18 protein-coding genes and 2 pseudogenes are annotated in these 18,518 nt (G+C 57.8%); 11 read left to right on the top strand and 9 right to left on the bottom strand.

Features of this window, described 5'->3' with window-relative positions:
• The first annotated feature begins 370 nt into the window (after window positions 1–370).
• Window positions 371–1,309 (top strand): EamA family transporter, encoded by a 939-nt coding sequence (locus QN370_RS00895; RefSeq protein WP_322127424.1) that lies wholly within the window; start codon window positions 371–373, stop codon window positions 1,307–1,309.
• Here QN370_RS00895 and QN370_RS00890 read toward each other — a convergent pair.
• The 3 genes from QN370_RS00890 to QN370_RS00880 all read right to left on the bottom strand — a co-directional run bounded on the left by QN370_RS00890 (window position 1,306) and on the right by QN370_RS00880 (window position 4,886).
• A complete protein-coding gene (locus QN370_RS00890) occupies window positions 1,306–2,775 on the bottom strand; it encodes a Do family serine endopeptidase (RefSeq protein ID WP_322127425.1) in 1,470 nt (489 codons plus the stop codon). The two genes, QN370_RS00895 and QN370_RS00890, sit on opposite strands and share 4 nt — an antisense overlap.
• 96 nt (window positions 2,776–2,871) lie before the next feature.
• Entirely contained in the window at window positions 2,872–4,227 is a 1,356-nt protein-coding gene (locus QN370_RS00885) for an ATP-binding protein (protein ID WP_322127426.1), read from the bottom strand.
• Window positions 4,224–4,886, bottom strand: coding sequence for a response regulator (locus QN370_RS00880; protein WP_322127427.1), 663 nt, complete (start codon window positions 4,884–4,886; stop codon window positions 4,224–4,226). The genes QN370_RS00885 and QN370_RS00880 overlap by 4 nt, the downstream gene beginning before the upstream one ends.
• A 195-nt stretch (window positions 4,887–5,081) precedes the next feature.
• Between QN370_RS00880 and QN370_RS00875 the strand changes: the two genes are divergently transcribed.
• Complete coding sequence (locus QN370_RS00875; protein ID WP_322127428.1) at window positions 5,082–5,255, top strand: hypothetical protein; 174 nt, start codon at window positions 5,082–5,084, stop codon at window positions 5,253–5,255.
• Window positions 5,256–5,401: 146 nt separating this feature from the next.
• On the opposite strand, the gene QN370_RS00870 is transcribed toward QN370_RS00875, so the two are convergent.
• The 4 genes and pseudogenes from QN370_RS00870 to QN370_RS00860 form a co-directional block, all read right to left on the bottom strand.
• Window positions 5,402–5,746: a YnfA family protein gene (locus QN370_RS00870; protein ID WP_416172138.1), complete on the bottom strand. Its 345-nt coding sequence runs from the start codon at window positions 5,744–5,746 to the stop codon at window positions 5,402–5,404.
• A gap of 102 nt (window positions 5,747–5,848) precedes the next feature.
• On the bottom strand, window positions 5,849–8,221 hold the full coding sequence (locus tag QN370_RS00865) for an MHYT domain-containing protein (protein WP_322127429.1): 2,373 nt from the start codon (window positions 8,219–8,221) through the stop codon (window positions 5,849–5,851).
• Between the two features lie 248 nt (window positions 8,222–8,469).
• Window positions 8,470–8,733 (bottom strand): annotated as a pseudogene (locus tag QN370_RS20675) (YjbH domain-containing protein); the annotation flags it as partial.
• A gap of 22 nt (window positions 8,734–8,755) precedes the next feature.
• The gene (locus QN370_RS00860; protein WP_322127430.1) at window positions 8,756–9,571 is read right to left on the bottom strand and encodes an IclR family transcriptional regulator; all 816 of its coding nucleotides are present in this window, start codon (window positions 9,569–9,571) and stop codon (window positions 8,756–8,758) included.
• 368 nt (window positions 9,572–9,939) lie between these two features.
• Here QN370_RS00860 and QN370_RS00855 point away from each other — a divergent pair, with 368 nt between their 5' ends.
• The 9 genes and pseudogenes from QN370_RS00855 (at window position 9,940) to QN370_RS00815 (ending at window position 17,024) form a co-directional block, all read left to right on the top strand.
• Window positions 9,940–10,623 carry a 3-oxoacid CoA-transferase subunit A gene (locus QN370_RS00855; protein WP_322127431.1) on the top strand — a complete coding sequence of 228 codons (684 nt, stop codon included), beginning with the start codon at window positions 9,940–9,942 and terminating at the stop codon, window positions 10,621–10,623.
• Window positions 10,623–11,300: a 3-oxoacid CoA-transferase subunit B gene (locus tag QN370_RS00850; protein ID WP_322127432.1), complete on the top strand. Its 678-nt coding sequence runs from the start codon at window positions 10,623–10,625 to the stop codon at window positions 11,298–11,300. Before QN370_RS00855 ends, QN370_RS00850 begins: the two co-directional genes overlap by 1 nt.
• A gap of 172 nt (window positions 11,301–11,472) precedes the next feature.
• Entirely contained in the window at window positions 11,473–12,717 is a 1,245-nt protein-coding gene (locus QN370_RS00845; protein ID WP_322127433.1) for an ABC transporter substrate-binding protein, read from the top strand.
• Window positions 12,718–12,771: 54 nt separating this feature from the next.
• The gene (locus QN370_RS00840) at window positions 12,772–13,824 is read left to right on the top strand and encodes a cyclase family protein (protein ID WP_322127434.1); all 1,053 of its coding nucleotides are present in this window, start codon (window positions 12,772–12,774) and stop codon (window positions 13,822–13,824) included.
• A gap of 14 nt (window positions 13,825–13,838) precedes the next feature.
• A pseudogene (locus QN370_RS00835) lies at window positions 13,839–13,943 on the top strand (short-chain dehydrogenase); the annotation flags it as partial.
• A 104-nt stretch (window positions 13,944–14,047) separates the two neighbouring features.
• Window positions 14,048–14,332, top strand: coding sequence for a muconolactone Delta-isomerase (gene catC, locus QN370_RS00830; protein ID WP_322127435.1), 285 nt, complete (start codon window positions 14,048–14,050; stop codon window positions 14,330–14,332).
• 14 nt (window positions 14,333–14,346) lie between these two features.
• Window positions 14,347–14,643 (top strand): YciI family protein, encoded by a 297-nt coding sequence (locus tag QN370_RS00825; RefSeq protein WP_322127436.1) that lies wholly within the window; start codon window positions 14,347–14,349, stop codon window positions 14,641–14,643.
• A 25-nt stretch (window positions 14,644–14,668) separates the two neighbouring features.
• Window positions 14,669–15,460, top strand: coding sequence for a 3-oxoadipate enol-lactonase (pcaD, locus tag QN370_RS00820; RefSeq protein WP_322127437.1), 792 nt, complete (start codon window positions 14,669–14,671; stop codon window positions 15,458–15,460).
• Window positions 15,461–15,692: 232 nt separating this feature from the next.
• A complete protein-coding gene (locus QN370_RS00815) occupies window positions 15,693–17,024 on the top strand; it encodes an MFS family transporter (RefSeq protein WP_322127438.1) in 1,332 nt (443 codons plus the stop codon).
• 370 nt (window positions 17,025–17,394) lie between these two features.
• Here the strand turns inward: QN370_RS00815 and QN370_RS00810 are convergent, their stop codons facing one another.
• On the bottom strand, window positions 17,395–18,096 hold the full coding sequence (locus QN370_RS00810) for a hypothetical protein (RefSeq protein ID WP_322127439.1): 702 nt from the start codon (window positions 18,094–18,096) through the stop codon (window positions 17,395–17,397).
• Window position 18,097: 1 nt separating this feature from the next.
• Window positions 18,098–18,505 carry a biopolymer transporter ExbD gene (locus QN370_RS00805; protein ID WP_322127440.1) on the bottom strand — a complete coding sequence of 136 codons (408 nt, stop codon included), beginning with the start codon at window positions 18,503–18,505 and terminating at the stop codon, window positions 18,098–18,100.
• Between the last annotated feature and the right edge of the window lie 13 nt (window positions 18,506–18,518).

Genomic DNA, 18,518 nt, shown 5'->3' with positions numbered 1-18,518 from the left:
GGCATCCACCTCGACACGCAAGACTGTTGACATGTCGTCAAACCAATCCCCGTGCAGGCTTTGTCAGAATACTGCCAAGATTTTCCCAGCCAGAAACTCACTCGGAAGTTGTTCACCAAAACTGTGGACAACTTTGGGGACAACTACCGCGCGGCGGTCACCAAGCGCATGGGACTGGGGTTGCGACTCTCTGCCTCAAATTCAGGCAGACCGGTCGGAGTAAAAAAGATAAGACCGACAGGCAACGATATCGGCTATCCTGCCTTCAGAAAAAATTCTGGTGAATTTTCTGCACCTCGCACCGACGTATCCAACCCTGGTGCCCTCAACAAGAAACCGCTACCGCGGGATTCTTCACTCCCCCACACTCATGAACCACACCCGTTTTGGTGCCCGCGATTTTACGGCGGCGCTCTGCATCATCCTGATCTGGGGCACCAACTTCGTTGCGATGAAACTGGCGCTGCGCGGTTTTACGCCCTTTCAGCTCGGCGCACTGCGCTATGCGTTTGCCACACTCCCGCTGCTGCTGTTCATCAAGCCGCCAAAGATGCACTGGAAATGGCTGGTCTCGTATGGAATGCTGCAAGGCGTGGGCCAGTTCGGTCTGCTCTTTGTCGCGCTCAATGTCGGCATGACCGCGGCACTGGCGTCCGTGCTGCTGCAAACCCAAGTGTTCTTTACCGCCTTGTTCGGATTCATCCTGCTCAACGAAGGCATGGGCCGCTCGCTCAAGGTCGGGCTAGTGCTCGCAGCGCTGGGATTGGGCTGCTTCGCTCTGAACTATCTGTTGCCTGACGGCGCGGCGGTCGCCGCGAGTACACCACTGGGATTTGTCCTCTGCCTGGCAGCCGCAAGCATGTGGGCGGGCTCGAACATCGTCGTGCGCAAGGCCCAGAGGGCGACGGCCCATTTTGATGTGGTCGCATTCATGGTCTGGAGCAGCCTGGTGCCGATCTTGCCGTACATCGCGCTGTCAGCCCTCTTCGACGCGCCGGCTAGCCGCTGGGAGTGGCTCAATGCCCCGCTCGGGAGCTGGTCATCGGCCGCCTATCTCGGCTGGATCGGTACCATCCTCGGCTACACCTTGTGGACCGGTCTGCTCACGCGCCATCCGGTCAACCGGGTCGCGCCATTCAGTCTCGGTGTGCCGATCGTCGGACTGGCAACGGGCATGATCGTGCTCGACGAAGTTGTCACGCGCTGGCAATGGAGCGGCATTGTCCTGATCGTCGCCTCGCTGATCTGCGTGCTGTTCGGCGACCAGCTATCCCGAAAAATTCCGGCGCTGTTCAGGGCGAATGCTTAACCCAGGTCGATCGGCACAAAAATACGGACATCATTACGTTGCACCAGCAGCGCCATTTTCTTGCCTGATCTGGCGACCATCTGTTGCAGCTGTTCGCCGCTCTGCACTGCGGCACCGTTGACCGAGACAATCACGTCACCCGGTTCGATGCCGGCCTGCGCAGCGGCACCGCTGACCTGCTCGACCAGCAATCCGGACGGTACCCCGACCTGACGCTGCTCATCTCTGGCCAACTCCCTGACCACAACGCCCAGTTTGCCATGGGATGGCGTGGCATCGCCCGCCATCGCCACCGTCTTGTCACTCATCGCGCCGATGGTTGCCTCAACGGATACTGGTTTGCCGTTACGCAGCAAGCTCAGCGTCGTGCTCGTGCCCGGCTTCATCAACGCAATTTGTACCGGCAAATCGCTCGAATAGTCGATTTCATGGTCGCCGACCCGGGTAATCACATCACCGGACTGCAACCCTGCCCGCCCAGCCGGACTCTCCTTGTCGACCGAACTGACCAGCGCGCCATGCACCGATTTCAAGCCGAACGACTCCATCAGCGCCGGATTAAGCTCCTGTACGGCAATCCCGAGGTGCCCGCGACTGACCTTGCCTGATGCAACCAGTTGCTGCTCGACGTTCTTGGCGACATCAATCGGAATCGCAAACGACAGGCCCTGATAGCCACCGGTGCGACTGTAAATTTGCGAGTTAATGCCGATCACTTCACCTTGCAGATTAAATAGCGGACCGCCGGAATTACCGGGATTGAGGGCAACATCAGTTTGCAGGAAAGGAACATAACTGCCTTCTGGTAACGAACGTGCCTTCGCACTGATGATGCCTGATGTCGCGGTATTTTCGAATCCGTACGGCGAACCGATGGCCAGCACCGGATCACCGACATGTGTTGCCGCCGGATTACCGAATTTCACCACAGGCAGATCGGTTGCCTCGATCTTCAATACCGCAACGTCGCTCACACGATCAGCTCCCAGCACCTTGGCCTTGAATTCGCGTCGGTCAGTCAGTTTGACAACGACTTCGCTGGCACCATCGACCACGTGCGCGTTCGTCAGGATGAGGCCGCTGGAACTGATCACAAAACCCGAACCCAGCGAATGAACCGGTTCGGCTTCTGCACGGCGGGGCGGCTGAAAGCCTCTGAAAAATTGACTCAGATCGGGTTCTTGCTGGTCATCGGACGGATTCGCCAATGCTACCTGGTGGCTTTTGCCAGTCACGCTGATGTTGACCACGGAAGGCCCGTAACGGGCAACAATGTCGGAAAAGTTGGTAGCTGGCGCAAGCAGTGCCGGCGAGGTCGGCGCGGAGCCTGACGCGACGGCGGCAACGACAGGGACGGTTGCATGGGCAAAATTGGAATGACCACTGCCAAAACCGGCATAGGCACCCACCAGGGCAACAAACATGCCGCCGGCAATGGCAGTACGGGTAATGTTTTTAGGTTTCATCAGATTCTCCATCAAGGTTGTCAAATCACGTCGATGGGGCATCGTAGAGTGCGCAACTTAATTGAGACTTAAACCTTGAACCGTCAAGCGTAAAAATTAGCCGGCGAGATGGCGCGCTCCGCTGGCATCTGCTCCGTACAGCGCCATCTCCATGCGCACCAGCAGGCCGCCGGCGACAGGATCGTTGGCCAGCTCGAGGCTCGCACCATGCAGGTCGGCGATACGCCGGACGATCGCCAGGCCAAGGCCACTGCCGCCAGTAGGCGCGTCGGTGCCGCGAAAAAAACGGTCGAACACGCGTGGCAGATCTGCTTCGTCGATACCGGGTCCGCTGTCATGGACCGTCAGCACAGCGCGCTGACCATGAAGTCGAATGGCGACGTCGATCCGGCCGCCATCAGGCGTCGCACCCAGGGCATTGACCAGCAAATTATTGAGCAGGATAGGCAAACTGTCGGCGTCACCGGCAACCTGGCAGGACACTGCGTCGGTGATTCCGAGATCAATGCCGCGCTGGCTGGCACGCAGCGACAGGTCCGCCACCGCTTCGCGCGCGATAGCAGTCAGATCCACCGCCGACAAGTCCTTTTGGACGGCATCGGGGTCCTGGCGTGCCAGCGTCAGCAACTGATGCACCAGTCGACTGGCGCGATCCAGCCCGGCGCGTAATGCGCCGAACGCAGCATCGCGCGAAGCCTGATCGGTCGCGCGCTGCGCCAGTTCCACCTGTAACTTCAAGGCAGTCAATGGTGTACGCAATTCATGGGCGGCATCACCGACAAAAATCCGCTGGGTCGCAGCCGCATGCGCCAGACGGACCAGCAAGTCGTTGACGGCATCAGTCAGTGGCCGGATTTCATCGGGCAGCGCGGCATCCGACACCGGTGCCAGTTGCCCGGCATCCCGGGCCGCCAGCTGTGCCACCACATCATGCACTGGTGCCAGCCCGCGGCTGACCGCCAGCCAGATCAGGCCGCCCAGAAAAGGAACCAGCAACAGCAACGGCGTAATCGTTTTCAAGGCTGACCGCGCGGCCATCTCGCTGCGCACTCGCAGCGGTTGCGCAATCTGCACCACCGTCAATCCTTGCTGCGCGCTATAGACCCGCCAGGCTTCGCCACGTGCTTCGATGTTGGAAAAACCGAGCACCGCCAGTTGTGGCAAGTCCGCGTAATCATGCGAAAAATAAAGTCGCACGCCGCTGGGGTCCCATATCTGGATAACGACGGCTGGTGCTGCATCAAACACCGCGCCGGTGCCGGGTTCCGGCATCGACAGAAACCGGCTCGGCAGTGCACTGGCAACCTGCTGCATCTGGAAGTCGAAGAGGTGATTGGCTTCATCGCGCGCCTGTCGATACAGCAGCAATGCCATCAGCGAGATGACCACCGCCAGTCCGGCCGCCAGCCAGACCAGCAAGGTGCGCCGTATCGAAGTGCGCCGCAGCGTCACTGCAACGGAGCCATCATGTAGCCGACTCCACGAATATTGCGGATCAGGGCAGCCCCGAGTTTCTTGCGCAACGCGTGGATATACACCTCGACCGTGTTGCTGCCAACTTCATCGCCCCAACCGTAGATTTTTTCTTCCAGCTTCGGCACGGACATGACCGCGCCGGGACGTTCCAGTAGCGCCTGCAAGACCGCAAATTCGCGCGCCGACAACGTTACGCCGGCACCGTCGAGCGTGACAGCATGCGTTGTCGTGTTGAGTACCAGACTGCCATGCTGCACCAGGGCGTCGGCGCGACCGGTACGCCGACGCAGCAATGCCTGAATCCGGGCCAGCAGTTCCTGCAAATCGAACGGCTTGACCAGATAATCGTCCGCGCCAGCATTGAGCCCGCGTACCCGGTCGGCAACCGCATCGCGTGCGGTCAGGATCAGGACGGGGATCGTGTCACCACGCTGACGCAGCGTCGCCAGCACAGTATTACCGTCCATGCGCGGCAAGCCGAGGTCGAGCAACACTAAATCGTAGTCATGTGTTTTCAGGGCCTGAAGCCCGCTGCCCCCGTCACCGACCGCATCGACCGTGTAACCCTCGTGTTGCAGTCCTGTCGATACGCTTTCGCGCAGCATGGCATCGTCTTCGATATAAAGCAGGCGCACTGGATTTTCCTGATGGTTAATTGAGCAGCAAGCGATAAGTTTATCCGCAAAATACGGCGGCACTCTGTGCGCTGCCGCCCTCAAGAACATTTCGTTGGGCAATAACGCAATACCCTGTAGTCAAGAAGACGGGTGAGCGCGTTAGTCACCCATCACCGGGTAACCGTCCGTTCCTGGCCTCACCGAAAGCGTCTCTTGAAAACCATTTTGCTTGCCATCGCGGTGCTGCTGTCCGGATGTACCACCGACACCACCTATCAACGTTTTCCGCCACAGATCATCTACGAAGCGCCCCTGCCACAGCAAGGCATGATCGTCTATTCGGATACAGGCGATAAAGCCTGCGCGTTCAGATCACCTTGTCGGTAATGGTTTGCACAGTGGGTACGGACGCCTTGAACGAGGGTCGGTCTTCGACAACGTGAATGCAATCCCTTTTTCAGCGAGGGCAATGCGTACTTTGCGGGCTACGGGCTGGGAGTGGCGCTAATGAGCTGGAGCATCGTGTTTTACGATCAGGTGAGAGGCGGGATTTGCGGCTGCAAGGCAATGACGGCCATGCCGAATAAGGCAATTGCTGCGCCGGCCATATCCCAGCGCGTCAATGCCACGCCATCGACGAAGCGCAACCAGAGTAACGCAACGGCAATGTACATGCCGCCATAGGCCGCATAGGTGCGTCCGGCCGCCGCCGGATGCAGCGTCAGTAGCCACGCAAACAGCGTCAACGAGACGGCTGCCGGCACGAGCAGCCAGGCCGACCGGTCCTGCCGGACGACCAGCCATGGCAAATAGCAGCCGACGATTTCAGCCACGGCAGTGAGGGCGAACAAGGCAACAAGTTTGAGAAAAGGCAGCATGGCATCAAGGAAAGGTGCGCGCCCGCAAGACGGGCAGGGAAAGGAATCCGGATTGACCGCATCATAACTTGCAACGCCGTGGTGCCGAACTGCGCCGCCGGTTCAATCAATGGCCATGTGTCCAGCACATGCGCGGGCAAGGCAGGCGGCCATCATCCGCTCGAGGTCCTCGAACACGATGGGCTTGGACAAGTAATCATCCATGCCGGCGCGCAGACAGCGCTCGCGATCGCCCTGCATCGCATTGGCCGTCATTGCCACGATGGTCCGGTGGTGCGCTGTTCCCACCTCGCTGGCACGAATCAAACGCGTCGCCTCAAAACCGTCCATCACCGGCATCTGGCAATCCATCAGGATCACCGCATAGCGCTGCGACTCCAGCATCGCCAATGCTTCTTCGCCGTTGCCGGCGGTATGGGCTGCATAGCCAAGCCGGGCTAATTGCCGGACCGCGACGAGCTGGTTGATCGGGTTGTCTTCGACGATCAATACCAGGTGCGCGGAATGGTCATCAACAACCACCGCTGGCACCGGACAGGCCCACTGCGTCGCCATCGGCAAGTCGGTCGGCGCAGTCAGCGGCAGCTCCGTCCAGAACAGTGTCCCCTGCCCCGGCACACTCTCGAAACCGATGGTTCCGCCCATCAGTTCAACGAGCCGCTTCGTGATCGACAACCCCAATCCGGTACCGCCATACTTGCGCGTGATCGACCCGTCGATCTGATGGAACGGAATGAACAGGTCTGCCGCATTTTTTTGGTCGATACCGATGCCACTGTCACGCACCGAAATCCGGACACCCGATTGCGTACCCTTTGACACCAGCGGCGTCACGCCCACCTCGATCGCACCGGTCGCCGTAAACTTGAGCGCGTTACTGAGCAGGTTCAGCAGGATTTGACGCAGTCGACCTGCATCACCGATGACCAGCGCCGACAGGGCTGGATCCATCGTGCAGCGCAGGGCCAGTCCTTTGCTTTCGGCCTTGGCAGCGATGACGTCAATGCATCCTGTCACGGTAGCCGACAGATCGAAGGGAACCGATTCGACAGTCAACTTGCCCGCTTCAATGCGGGAAAAATCGAGGATGTCATTGATCACGTTGAGTAACGCATCCGCCGACGACTCGATGATTCTGGCGAATCCGCGTTGCTCGGCATCGAGCGGCGTATCGATCAGTAGCGACGTCATGCCGATGATGCCGTTCATCGGCGTGCGAATTTCATGGCTCATCGTCGACAGGAATACGCTCTTGGCCGCGTTGGCCTGCTCGGCAATCGTCTTTGCCGCACGCAGTTCTTCCTTGATCCGGTGCGGCTGGCTGACATCAAAAATCACGCCATCGACCCAGATATCAGCGCTGTGTTCGGCATGCAGGACACTCCCGCTTTCCCATACCTGCAAGGTGCCGCCGTCACGCAAGCGCATGCGGTACTCGACGGTATAGCGCCCGGAACTGGCAATGGCCTGGCACCAGACTTCGCGCACCGCGCACTGATCTTCCGGATGCACCAGCTCCAGCAAGTCCTGTTGTCCGGCGAAGAACCGTTCGGCTGGCCAGCCACTCAGTGTTTCTATCCCCTCACTGATGAACAGCATGTTGCCCCCCACCAGACGACGGAATGCCGCACCCGGCAGGTTGCCAATGAGCGAGCGGTACTGACGTTCCCTGTCGCGCAGGGTGCTCTGAAAAAGCTGTCGGGTGCGCAACAGGGCGTTCGCAGCCAGAACGATGAGCGTCAATGTGACCGTACCCAGCGTGACCGCAATCGATATGAAACCGGCCGACGCAGCCGGTATCGGTATGGCCGATTCAGCCACCCCGATAAAGCGGGCCGCAAACATCCCCAGGGTATGCATGCCAACGGTGGCAGCGCCCATCACGGTGCCGCTGATCAGCAGATTTTGCCAGCTGCGCAAACGCGTCGACTCCTGCAACCCGAAACGTACCCACAACGCCAGAATCGCTAGCAGCATCGCCAGCAGGATCGACGCCGCGAACCACCACGGATCGTAGCGCAGCAACGGTGCGAGCTGCATCGCCGCCATGCCGCTGTAGTGCATCGTGCCGATCCCGGCACCGACCAGCACGCCGCCGACAAGTAGCTGCCGCCAGCACAGCGTCGGCTGACTCAGCAATTGCAGCGCAACCCATGACGCCGCCAGGCTGGGCAGCATCGACAACAGCGTGATCCGCACATCGTAGCTAACCGGCACGCACAGACGAAATGCCAGCATGCCGATAAAGTGCATCGCCCAGATACCGCCACCCAGCGCCAGCGCCCCGGAAAACAGCGCGATCTGGCGATGCAGCGGCCTGTGCGACAGGCGACCGATGCCGGCAATCTGCAGCGCCATCGTCGAGGTAAAGACCGCGATCAGGCATGATAGGGTAATGCGCCACGGGTCATAGACGCCGTATAGAAACAGCGGCAGATCGGTCACGTCGATCGTCAAGAAAGGAAGGAAGTTCATCGCCGCGTCAGGCGCTGATAGCCATGGCGACGATCAATGCACGCTGCCAGAAAGTGGTGAACGGAAGATCGCACGCGCGCTCATCGTAAAAAATTAACGTCATGGACAGTGATCGCAAGACAAACCCTGACCGGCTTAACCCTACCGATGAAACAGTAGCACCAAGCGCACAGCCACTTTTTGTAGTGTTTTTTTTCGACCATCCGCCACAGCGAGCCTGATTGCAGGCGCGCTGCTGCATCAGGCCATCAAACCATCAAACGATACCGAACAGGTAATACGTACCGATGACCAGGAAAACAGCCGAGGTGGCAATGACAACCGACACCATGAAGATGTCGCGACACTACTCCCGACACCGCTGAACATTTTTCATAGATACCGCCAAACATGCGCGCATACCAGCGTTCGTCGAGTGTCAGATATTTATTGAGAAGAAGGCGTTGCAGTTTGAGGCGACTACCCCGCTTGTATTCAGCCACGTCGGTCCGTTCCGGGAATAGATGATCTCGCCGTAGCTTCGAAAAATTCCCGTTAGCTGCGCAACGCTACCATCTCCGAGATGCGCCGTGCTGCTTCCTGCAATGGCTCCAGAAAAACCTTGACCATCTGCTTGGCGGATTGTCGTTGCGCGCTGCCGCTGATATTGATCGCAGCGATGATTGTTCCCTGCCGATTGCGAATTGGTGCCGATAGTGAAATCAATCCCATCTCGAGTTCCTGGTCGACCACAGCCCAGCCTTGCTTGCGCACCAGGGCGATTGCCTTGCGCAAGTCGTCGCGGTCGGTGAGTGTGCGCGGCGTATGCGCTTGCAGCTCGGAGGCAACCAGTAGTGCATCCAGTTCGCTTTCATCCAGACCGGAGAGAAGCACGCGTCCCATCGAGGTGCAATAGGCGGGCAAGCGGCTGCCGACGGACAGGTTGACCGCCATGATTTTGCGCGTCGGTACCCGCAACACATAGACGATCTCGGTACGGTCAAGTACTGCGGCTGAACTGCTTTCATGAATCTGCGCGACCAGGTCTTCCATTACCGGTTCGGCCACATTCCAGATCGGAAGCGACGTCAGATATGAAAAACCCAGACCAAGAATTTTTGGCGTCAGGCGAAACAGCCGTCCTTCCGCTTCGACATAGCCCAATGATTGCAAGGTCAGCAGGATGCGGCGTGCGCCGGCGCGCGACAGTTCCGTAACGGCCGCCACTTCACTGAGCGTTTGTGCCGGATGAGCGGCGCCGAAAGAGCGGATGACGGCCAGCCCGCGCGCAAAAGAATGCACGTAGGAGTCGCTGGCCCGCTCTGTTGGCGCGTCTTCGGGTTGATCTTGATCGGCAGAAGTAATGCGCATGAGCGGCTCGTGTTGAATTGTCAAAAAAATATGCGAAAAAACCTGCCGAAAAAATCAAGGCGCGATGAAATGGATTGCGAGATGGGTGTAGCAGATTGTACCAACTCATCCATTGTTTCCTGATCGTTGGCACTGGTTTTCAAGTGTTTGCCGCCTTGCCCTGCATGCTCAAATTACCTGCGCGGGCATGAAATTATGTTGCGCTGCTGCATAAATCTTGCATTGACTTTGCATTTTTTCACGCCTAGTATCATTTCAAATTGTTCGCAAAAAGAACTAATGTTCGCATAGCGAACAACACAAAACAAGCCAAAAGAAAAACACAACACGCTTTTTTCCGTGGACAACCCCTTCCAGGAAACGCATCGATGATTGATAAAGAAATAGCTTCGTTAGCCGCAGCGGTTGCCGACATCCACCACGGTGCCACCATCATGATCGGTGGCTTCGGCAATGCGGGCATGCCGTCGGCCCTGATCGATGCGCTCATTGATCAGGGTGCAAGCGACCTGACCATCATCAACAACAACGCCGGCAATGGCGAAACTGGCTTGGCTGCATTGCTGAAAACCGGGCGTGTGCGCAAGATCATTTGCTCGTTTCCGCGTCAGGCCGACTCGCACATATTTGACGCGCTTTATCGTGCCGGCAAGATCGAGCTGGAGCTGGTCCCGCAAGGCAATCTGGCTGAGCGCATCCGTGCCGCCGGTGCCGGAATAGGTGGATTCTTCACACCGACTGGCTTCGGCACGCAGCTCGCAGAAGGCAAGGAAACGCGGGAAATCGATGGTCGCCAGTATGTATTCGAGCTGCCACTGCATGCCGATTTTGCCTTGATCAAGGCACTCGCTGCCGACCGCTGGGGCAATCTGGTGTATCGCAAAACCGCGCGCAATTTCGGTCCGATTATGGCGACAGCAGCAAAAACGTCCATCGTGCAAGTCGACAAGATCGTGCCGCTAGGCCAACTCGATCCGGAAGTGATTATCACGCCCGGCATTTTCGTCCAGCGCATCGTCGTCGCCAGCAGCGCCATCAAGGAGGCAGCGTAATGTCGGATATCGAGAAAATTGGGGCGCAGATAACCAAGCGCTTGAGCCGGACTGACATGGCGCAACGCGTCGCGCAAGACCTGCCGGATGGTGCCTACGTCAATCTGGGCATCGGCGTGCCGACCATGGTGGCCAACCATATCGGCAGCGAGCGCGAAATTATTTTGCATAGCGAGAATGGCGTGATCGGCATGGGCCCGGCACCGGGCGAGACGGATCAAGATCAGGATCTGATCAATGCCGGCAAACAGTTCGTCACGCTCTTGCCGGGCGGTTCCTATTTCCACCATGCGGATTCGTTTGCGATGATGCGCGGCGGACACCTCGATTATTGCGTGCTGGGTGCGTTCCAGGTGTCGGTGCAGGGCGATTTGTCCAACTGGCATACCGGTGCACCGGATGCCATTCCGGCCGTTGGCGGCGCAATGGATCTGGCGATAGGCGCGAAACAGGTCTACGTGATGATGGAGCACTTGACCAAGCAAGGGGAAAGCAAAATCGTGCAGGCTTGCAGCTACCCGGTGACCGCCAAGCGGTGCGTGAACCGCATCTACACCGACCTCGCGATGATCGACGTGTCCGACGCAGGGCTGGTGGTGCGCGAAATTTATACCAACATCGATTTTGAGGCACTCGAAAAACTGACCGGCGTGGCGTTGATTAATGGCAGCAACTAATGGCAGCAACTAATGGCAGCAACGAACAAGCAATATAGGATGAATGACGTATTTATTTGCGACGCGATTGATAAATCAGGCAACACCGCAGCCCCCACGTTGCATCGAGATGGTCCGCTTTGCAATCGACTATGAACCAGCATTAAAAATTATAAAAAATTTCGGAGACATGATGAACACCAAACTCAGTGACAAATACCGTCGTCCGCTCGCGGCCCTGATCGCATCGTTGCTGCTGACTGGCACCCACGCCGTCGCCCAGGAAAAGCTCGGCATTTCCGATGACGTGGTCAGGGTCGGACTATTGCTGGATCTGTCAGGCGTGTACGCCGATATCGCAGGAAAAGGCACAGCGACTGCAGTGCAGATGGCAATCGATGATTTCGGCGGAAAGGTGTTGGGCAAGAAAATTGAATTGGTATTTGCCGACCATAACAACAAGGCCGATATCGCAGCCTCCAAAGCGCGCGAATGGTTTGATACCGGCAAAGTCGATGCACTGCTTGATGTCGCCGGTTCGGCAACTGCGCTGTCGGCGTTGGAAGTGGCCAAACTGAAAAACAAGATCGTCATTTTTAACGGTCCGGGCACGCAACGCATTACCAATGACTTGTGTACGCCGATTTCGGTGCATTACGTCTACGACACCTATTCACTGGCGAATGTGACAGCCAAGGCCATGGTGAAAAATGGTGGCGATACCTGGTACTTCCTGTCTGCCGACTGGGCCTTCGGCGCGGCGCTGCAACAGAATGCTTCCGAAGTGGTCAAGGATGCCGGTGGCAAGGTGCTCGGTGCTGCCAAGCATCCCAGCAATGCAGCGGATTTTTCTTCCTACCTGATGCAAGCCCAAGCCAGCGGTGCAAAAGTGATCGGCCTGGCAAATTCCGGTGCCGACACGGTCAATGCGATCAAGGGTGCGCAAGAATTCGGCTTGATGCAATCCGGAAAACAGAAGCTGGCCGGCCTGCTGATGTTCATCAATGACATCCACGCGCTCGGTTTGCAAAATGCCCAGGGCCTGTTGTTGTCGGAAGCCTTCTATTGGGATCTGAATAACGAAACGCGCGCCTGGTCGCGTCGCTATTTTGAAAAAACCAAGACCATGCCAAACATGATCCAGGCCGGTGCCTACTCGTCGATGACACATTATCTGAAGGCGATCCAGGCAAGCGGCACCGATGACACCGCGACGGTGATGGCGAAAATGAAGGCCACGCCGATCAATGACTTCTTTGCGAAGAATGGCAAGATCCGCGAAGACGGCCGCATGGTGCATGACATGTACTTGTTTGAAGTCAAAAAGCCATCCGAGTCGAAAACACCTTGGGATTACTACAAGCTGGTGGGCACGGTGCCTGCCGACGAGGCGTTCATGCCGCTGTCGAAATCGGTGTGCCCACTGGTCAAGAAATAGGTCGTCACATCCACGACAACCGATCCCTGCGATCACGCTAAAGAGACCAGAGCCATGGCAAATTCTCGTTGGAAAAAACGTCCTCCTGGATCGAACTGGGGCGATTTTGGTCCTGATGACCAACTCGGTCGACTCAATCTGCTCACCGCTGACAAGCTGCGGCAAGGCGTCGCTGAGGTAAGAGAAGGCAAAAATTTCTGCCTCAGCTTGCCGCTGGATTATCCCGGTGGCAGTGTGCTGAACCCGAATCGTTATCCGCCTATCCTGCGGCCGACACTGCGGCGCGGCAAAGTCAATCTGAATTGTTTGTTGGGCGATATCGAACCCGGTCGTCCCGATGTGCTGTCGGACGACTTGGCTATCCTGCATTTGCAATACTCGACCCAATGGGATGGCTTGCCGCATGTCGGCTCGGTGTTCGATGTGCATGATGACGGCCAGCCCCAAGCGGTGTACTACAACGGTTACGCGGCTGGCGTGGATCTGATCGGCCCGGACAATCCGGCAGATGCCGGCCTGCCGGCCAATATTTCGCTCGCAAGTACTTCGTGCGCGCGTGCACTCGGCATCGAGCACATGGCGCAGACTTGTGTGCAGGGGCGCGCCGCGCTGATCGACTTGCGCGCGCATTTCGGCGATGCGCGCACGCTGATCGGATACGACGCGCTAATGCGTGTGCTCGAAAAGGACAAAATCGACATCGAGTGCGGCGATATCGTGTGCTTGCACACCGGTTTCGCCGATGTCTTGCTAGGCATGCAGCGCCAACCCGACCCCGTCAAACTGGCGCAATGCTGCGCGGTGCTCGATGGGCGCGACCAGCGTTTGTTGCAATGGATAACTGACAGCAATCTGGCCGCGATCACGGCCGACAATTATGCGGTCGAGGCTTTTCCTGCGGCCAGTGCCGACGCCTGCTGCGCCGGGCTGCCGTTGCACGAGCATTGCCTGTTCAAGCTGGGTATTCATCTGGGCGAGCTATGGCATTTGACCCCGCTCGCCGATTGGCTGCGGACACACGGTCGCTACCGCTTTTTGCTGACCGCGCCGCCGTTGAATCTGCCCGGTGCCTTCGCCTCGCCGGTTACGCCGGTCGCGACGGTATGAACAGGTCCTTGTACGTGGCGCAGGCCGTCTCCTTTTTTCTGGATGCGCGCAGCGGTTTCGTCACCGGACAGGTCTTGTATGTGTGCGGCGGAATGACCGTCGGCGTGGCCGGGATCTGAATTGATTGGTGTTGGGCCGCTGACTAATGAGGACTAGCGGATAACCCATAAGGCCGCCATTCCTGATAAAGCATTTTTCTGGTCTTGTTAATGAAAGGAACATCATGTTATTTCACGTTCGCATGCAGGTAACTATCCCCGATTCGATGCCAACAGAGCGCGCCGACCTGCTCAAGTCCAACGAAAAAGCGCTGGCGTTGAAGTTGCAGCAGAGCGGCAAGTGGCGGCACCTGTGGCGCGTGGTCGGGCAGTACGCGAATATCAGCGTGTTCGATGTGGAGAGTAACGATGAACTGCATCAGCTGCTTTCGACGCTGCCGCTCTACCCGTTCATGCAGATTGAAGTGACGCCGCTGGCGCAGCATCCGTCAGCGCTGGCTGCAAACTGATCAGGGAGCATGCCATGCCATACATGATAGAAACCTGGGACAAGCCGGATCATCAGCCGCTGCGCAAGCAAACCCGCGACGAACACTTGCAATTCCTTGCCACCCACGCCGCCCGATTGCTGGCCTGCGGTGCCAAACTCAACGATGACGGCAGCGATGCCGGCGGCGGCATTTATATCGTCGATGTCGACACGCGCGCAGCAGCCGAAGAATTCATCGCCACCGATCCATTCTCACGGGTTGATCTGTTTGCGCAAGTGCGCATCACGCGCTGGCGCAAGGCTTATGTAGCAGGTCAGAATTTTCTGTAAAAATTAACCGAGGTTGAAACTCAACATGCCCTACGCCGATCTTCCCGATGTCCGCATTCATTACCATCTTGACGGTGACGCCGCCAAGCCGGTGCTGATGCTTTCCAATTCGCTCGGCACCACACTCGATATGTGGGCACCGCAAGTGACCAAGCTGGCCGAGTATTTCCGGCTACTGCGCTACGACACCCGCGGTCATGGCCAGTCGCAGGTCACGCCAGGTCCTTACACCATCGCCCAGCTAGGTGCCGACGTGATCGGCTTGCTGGATCATCTCGGCATTGAGCAGACGCATTTTTGCGGGTTGTCGATGGGCGGGATTACCGGCATGTGGCTGGCCAGCACGCACCCGCAGCGCATCAGGCGGCTAGTGCTGTCGAACACCGCGAGCCTGATCGGCCCGCCGGAAAACTGGACCGCGCGCGCCCAGAAAGTATTGGCCGACGGAGTCGCATCGATTGCACCGGCGGTGGTCTCGCGCTGGCTGACTCCGGAGTTTGCACAACAGCATGCGCAGCAGGTGGCGCAACTGGAAGCGATGTTGAGCGCGACGCCGGTAGCCGGTTATGCGGCCAGTTGCCATGCGGTGCGCGATGCGGATTTGCGCGAGGCGCTCAAGCACATCACGGCACCTACGCTGGTGATCGGCGGCAGCGGCGATTTGCCGACGCCGCCAGCGGACAGCGCCTATCTGGTGTCGTCAATTGCGGGAGCCAGCTATGTCGAACTGGAAGCGGCGCATCTGTCCAACTTGCAGCAGCCAGAGCGCTACACTGCGGCCTTGCTGGCTTTTTTGCAGCAGTCGGATCAGGACTGATTGACCAGTCAACTCCAATCCGGGGCCCGGCAGTCTTCGCAGGAACAAACTGACGTACTTGCCGGAGTACCCGTTTTCATCAGCAGTGTCATGTGCGGTTGGCATCACGCGGTATCGGGATGGGCATCAAGTTCCATCCAAAAATGCATGGAGCCATTTGTTACCTGTTTGACCCGGCACCGCCTCCACAACACCTCATCCGACTAACCATCAGTCCACCAAGTTCGTTACCATGAAAATTTCATCAACTACCCTTCCCGCCTCGAAGCCTGCAGCGGCTCCCGTCAAATACACATCAGCAGAAAAACGCAAACGCGTGTTTTCAATCGTTGCCGCTTCGTCCGGCAATCTGGTCGAGTGGTTCGATTTTTACGTGTATGCATTTTGCGCGATCTATTTTGCCCCGGCATTTTTTCCCAAGTCCGACCCGACCGTACAACTTCTCAATACCGCCGGCGTGTTCGCAGTGGGTTTTCTGATGCGACCGATCGGAGGCTGGCTATTCGGACGCATCGCTGACACCCGCGGACGCAAGACGTCGATGGTGATCTCGGTCATTCTGATGTGCGCCGGTTCGCTGATGATCGCTTGCCTGCCAACCTACGCAACAATCGGCGTCTGGGCTCCGGCTCTGCTGGTGGTAGCGCGCATGATTCAAGGCCTGTCGGTCGGTGGCGAATATGGCACTACCGCCACCTACATGAGCGAAGTGGCGCTGCGCGGGCAGCGCGGTTTCTTTTCCTCTTTCCAGTACGTCACATTGATCGGCGGCCAATTGCTGGCAGTGCTGGTCGTAGTTGCCCTGCAACAGACGCTCGATGACGCTGAACTCAGGGCCTGGGGCTGGCGCATTCCATTTGTGATTGGCGCTGCCACTGCCGTCGTCGCTTTGATGCTGCGGCGCACGCTCAGCGAAACGTCGAACGCAGCCACGCGTGAAAGCAAGGATGCCGGTAGCGTGAGCGCGCTATTTCGTCACCATAAAGCGGCATTTTTTACCGTGCTTGGCTTTACCGCCGGCGGCTCGCTGATTTTTTATACCTTCACGACTTACATGCAGAAATATCTGGTCAACTCAGCCGGCATGTCGATCAAGACGGCCAGCGCCATCATGACCGGCTGCCTGTTTTTGTACATGTGCCTGCAGCCGGTATTCGGTGCCCTGTCCGACCGCATCGGCCGACGCAACAACATGCTGCTCTTTGGCGTGTTCGGCACACTGGCGGTAGTGCCAATTCTCAGCGTGCTGCAGCACGTCACTAATCCGTACATCGCGTTTGCGCTGATCAGTCTGGCACTGGCCATCGTCAGCTTCTATACGTCAATCAGCGGCATCGTCAAGGCCGAAATGTTCCCGCCTGAAGTGCGCGCGCTGGGTGTTGGTCTGGCTTACGCCGTGGCGAACGCGATCTTTGGCGGCTCGGCTGAATATGTCGCCTTGCTGCTCAAGTCGCTTGGCCATGAGTCTGCTTTCTACTGGTACGTCACGGCACTGATGGCCATCGCATTGATCGTGAGCCTGCGGCTGCCACGCCAGGCGGCCTATTTGCATAACGACCATTGAATTAATTATTGACGAAGGACAGAGATCGTTAAAGAAGCCATCGCGTTGTGCAATTCGGCGGCTTGACGGTTGAGTCCGGCAGATGCTGGCACCCTGGATCAAACACTCGCTGGTGCCAACAGTCGGTTTTCACGGTGACGGTCGCTGCTGCATCAGCGCCGGAATGGCCGCTGCGTTCTTTCCAGGCGCGTGGTGACAGGCCGTAGCTGTCGCGCGTCATGGATAAGACATTGCACCTTTATGCAGCAATTCTTGCTGTCACTCACGTCAGCGACGGGTAATAGCCGCCAATGCATTGCGCGAGCTCACGCCGGTAACGTTCATCTGCAGTTTCCTTCCCCCTGTATCGGCGCAGTTATCGTCGCTAACGTTATCCCCGCGTAGTTACCCGCAAACGGATTGGCTGCGGCATTCCCGCCGGTGGTGCCTGTGAAAAATTTGGCATTGCCAACAGTGCGCTGCGCACGACCTCATCGGCGTCGGCTTCCTTCGATCCCGTGACCAGCTCGTAACGTTTGAGTGCACCGCTGGCATCGACCCAGACATGCACTTCAAAGGCGAATTGCCGACGCCGCAACGTATCGTTCTTCGCCAAACTTTTGCCGAGATAGCGCTGTAGCTCACCCTTGAGCAGGCTGCCGTAATTGTTGAACGGATTGAACATGCCGGTTTTTTCGGCCACGGCTGTTTTGCCGGTACCGACCTTGCTCAAGTCTTCGCTGGTGATCGTGCCGGAGGCAAAGGCACTAGGGCCGTCACCGGCAGGACCATCCATTTTCAGCTCGGGCGATTGCTGCGGCTCGCTCTTCTTTTCAACCGGCTGGTTCATCTTGATTTCTTTTTGCTCTTTCGGCGGCTCCGGTTTTTTTTCAAATTTTGGTGGCGGTGGTGGTGGTGGCGGTGGTTGCGCCGGCAACAGCAAGGTAATCTTCGGAGCCTTTGACTTCGGCCCCGATTTCGCCGTGCTCATTTTGTAGACGGCATAGCCGAGCCCACCCAGAGCAACCACCACAAGCGTACCGATGAGTATGAATTTCTTGTGGCTTTTGGTGCCAACGTTGTACTCGCTCACGTCAGGTTCCTATCCGCGCCGTGACCAGTCCAACGTTGGTGATATTGAGTTTCCCGGCCAGATCGATGATGCCGACGACCATGTCGAAGTGGGCTTGCGGATCACCCTTGATGACGACCGGCATATCCGGCTCGCGCGCGTGCATCGATGCCAGGCGTGACTCCAATTCGTCCGGCGAAATCGCAGCGCCATTGAGCAGCAAGCTGCCATCAGCCTGAATCTGAATGATGCGGGTTTCCTTGTGTTCGCTCTTGCTGGGCTTGTTGCTTGGCTTGGGCAAATCAATTTTCAGACCCTGCACCGACGATGTCGTCATGATGATGAAGATCACCAGCAGCACGTACGCCAGGTCGAGCATGGGCGTGACATTGATCGTGTCGTAGGGTTTGGTTTCTTCCTGGGCTTTCATGGATTTTCCTTGT

Source organism: Actimicrobium sp. CCI2.3 (genome assembly GCF_035019065.1).
GTDB lineage: Bacteria > Pseudomonadota > Gammaproteobacteria > Burkholderiales > Burkholderiaceae_D > Actimicrobium.
This window is presented reverse-complemented; position numbering and strand designations above follow the sequence as displayed.

What these genes read in the sequence shown, in the direction of transcription:
- QN370_RS00850 (WP_322127432.1), top strand. Translation starts at nt 10,623, where the DNA reads ATGTCGGATATCGAGAAAATTGGGGCGCAGATAACCAAGCGCTTGAGC.
- QN370_RS00870 (WP_416172138.1), bottom strand. Translation starts at nt 5,746, where the DNA reads ATGCTGCCTTTTCTCAAACTTGTTGCCTTGTTCGCCCTCACTGCCGTG.
- QN370_RS00895 (WP_322127424.1), top strand. Translation starts at nt 371, where the DNA reads ATGAACCACACCCGTTTTGGTGCCCGCGATTTTACGGCGGCGCTCTGC.
- QN370_RS00845 (WP_322127433.1), top strand. Translation starts at nt 11,473, where the DNA reads ATGAACACCAAACTCAGTGACAAATACCGTCGTCCGCTCGCGGCCCTG.
- QN370_RS00860 (WP_322127430.1), bottom strand. Translation starts at nt 9,571, where the DNA reads ATGCGCATTACTTCTGCCGATCAAGATCAACCCGAAGACGCGCCAACA.
- QN370_RS00855 (WP_322127431.1), top strand. Translation starts at nt 9,940, where the DNA reads ATGATTGATAAAGAAATAGCTTCGTTAGCCGCAGCGGTTGCCGACATC.
- pcaD (WP_322127437.1), top strand. Translation starts at nt 14,669, where the DNA reads ATGCCCTACGCCGATCTTCCCGATGTCCGCATTCATTACCATCTTGAC.
- QN370_RS00805 (WP_322127440.1), bottom strand. Translation starts at nt 18,505, where the DNA reads ATGAAAGCCCAGGAAGAAACCAAACCCTACGACACGATCAATGTCACG.
- QN370_RS00890 (WP_322127425.1), bottom strand. Translation starts at nt 2,775, where the DNA reads ATGAAACCTAAAAACATTACCCGTACTGCCATTGCCGGCGGCATGTTT.
- QN370_RS00825 (WP_322127436.1), top strand. Translation starts at nt 14,347, where the DNA reads ATGCCATACATGATAGAAACCTGGGACAAGCCGGATCATCAGCCGCTG.
- QN370_RS00815 (WP_322127438.1), top strand. Translation starts at nt 15,693, where the DNA reads ATGAAAATTTCATCAACTACCCTTCCCGCCTCGAAGCCTGCAGCGGCT.
- QN370_RS00840 (WP_322127434.1), top strand. Translation starts at nt 12,772, where the DNA reads ATGGCAAATTCTCGTTGGAAAAAACGTCCTCCTGGATCGAACTGGGGC.
- QN370_RS00865 (WP_322127429.1), bottom strand. Translation starts at nt 8,221, where the DNA reads ATGAACTTCCTTCCTTTCTTGACGATCGACGTGACCGATCTGCCGCTG.
- catC (WP_322127435.1), top strand. Translation starts at nt 14,048, where the DNA reads ATGTTATTTCACGTTCGCATGCAGGTAACTATCCCCGATTCGATGCCA.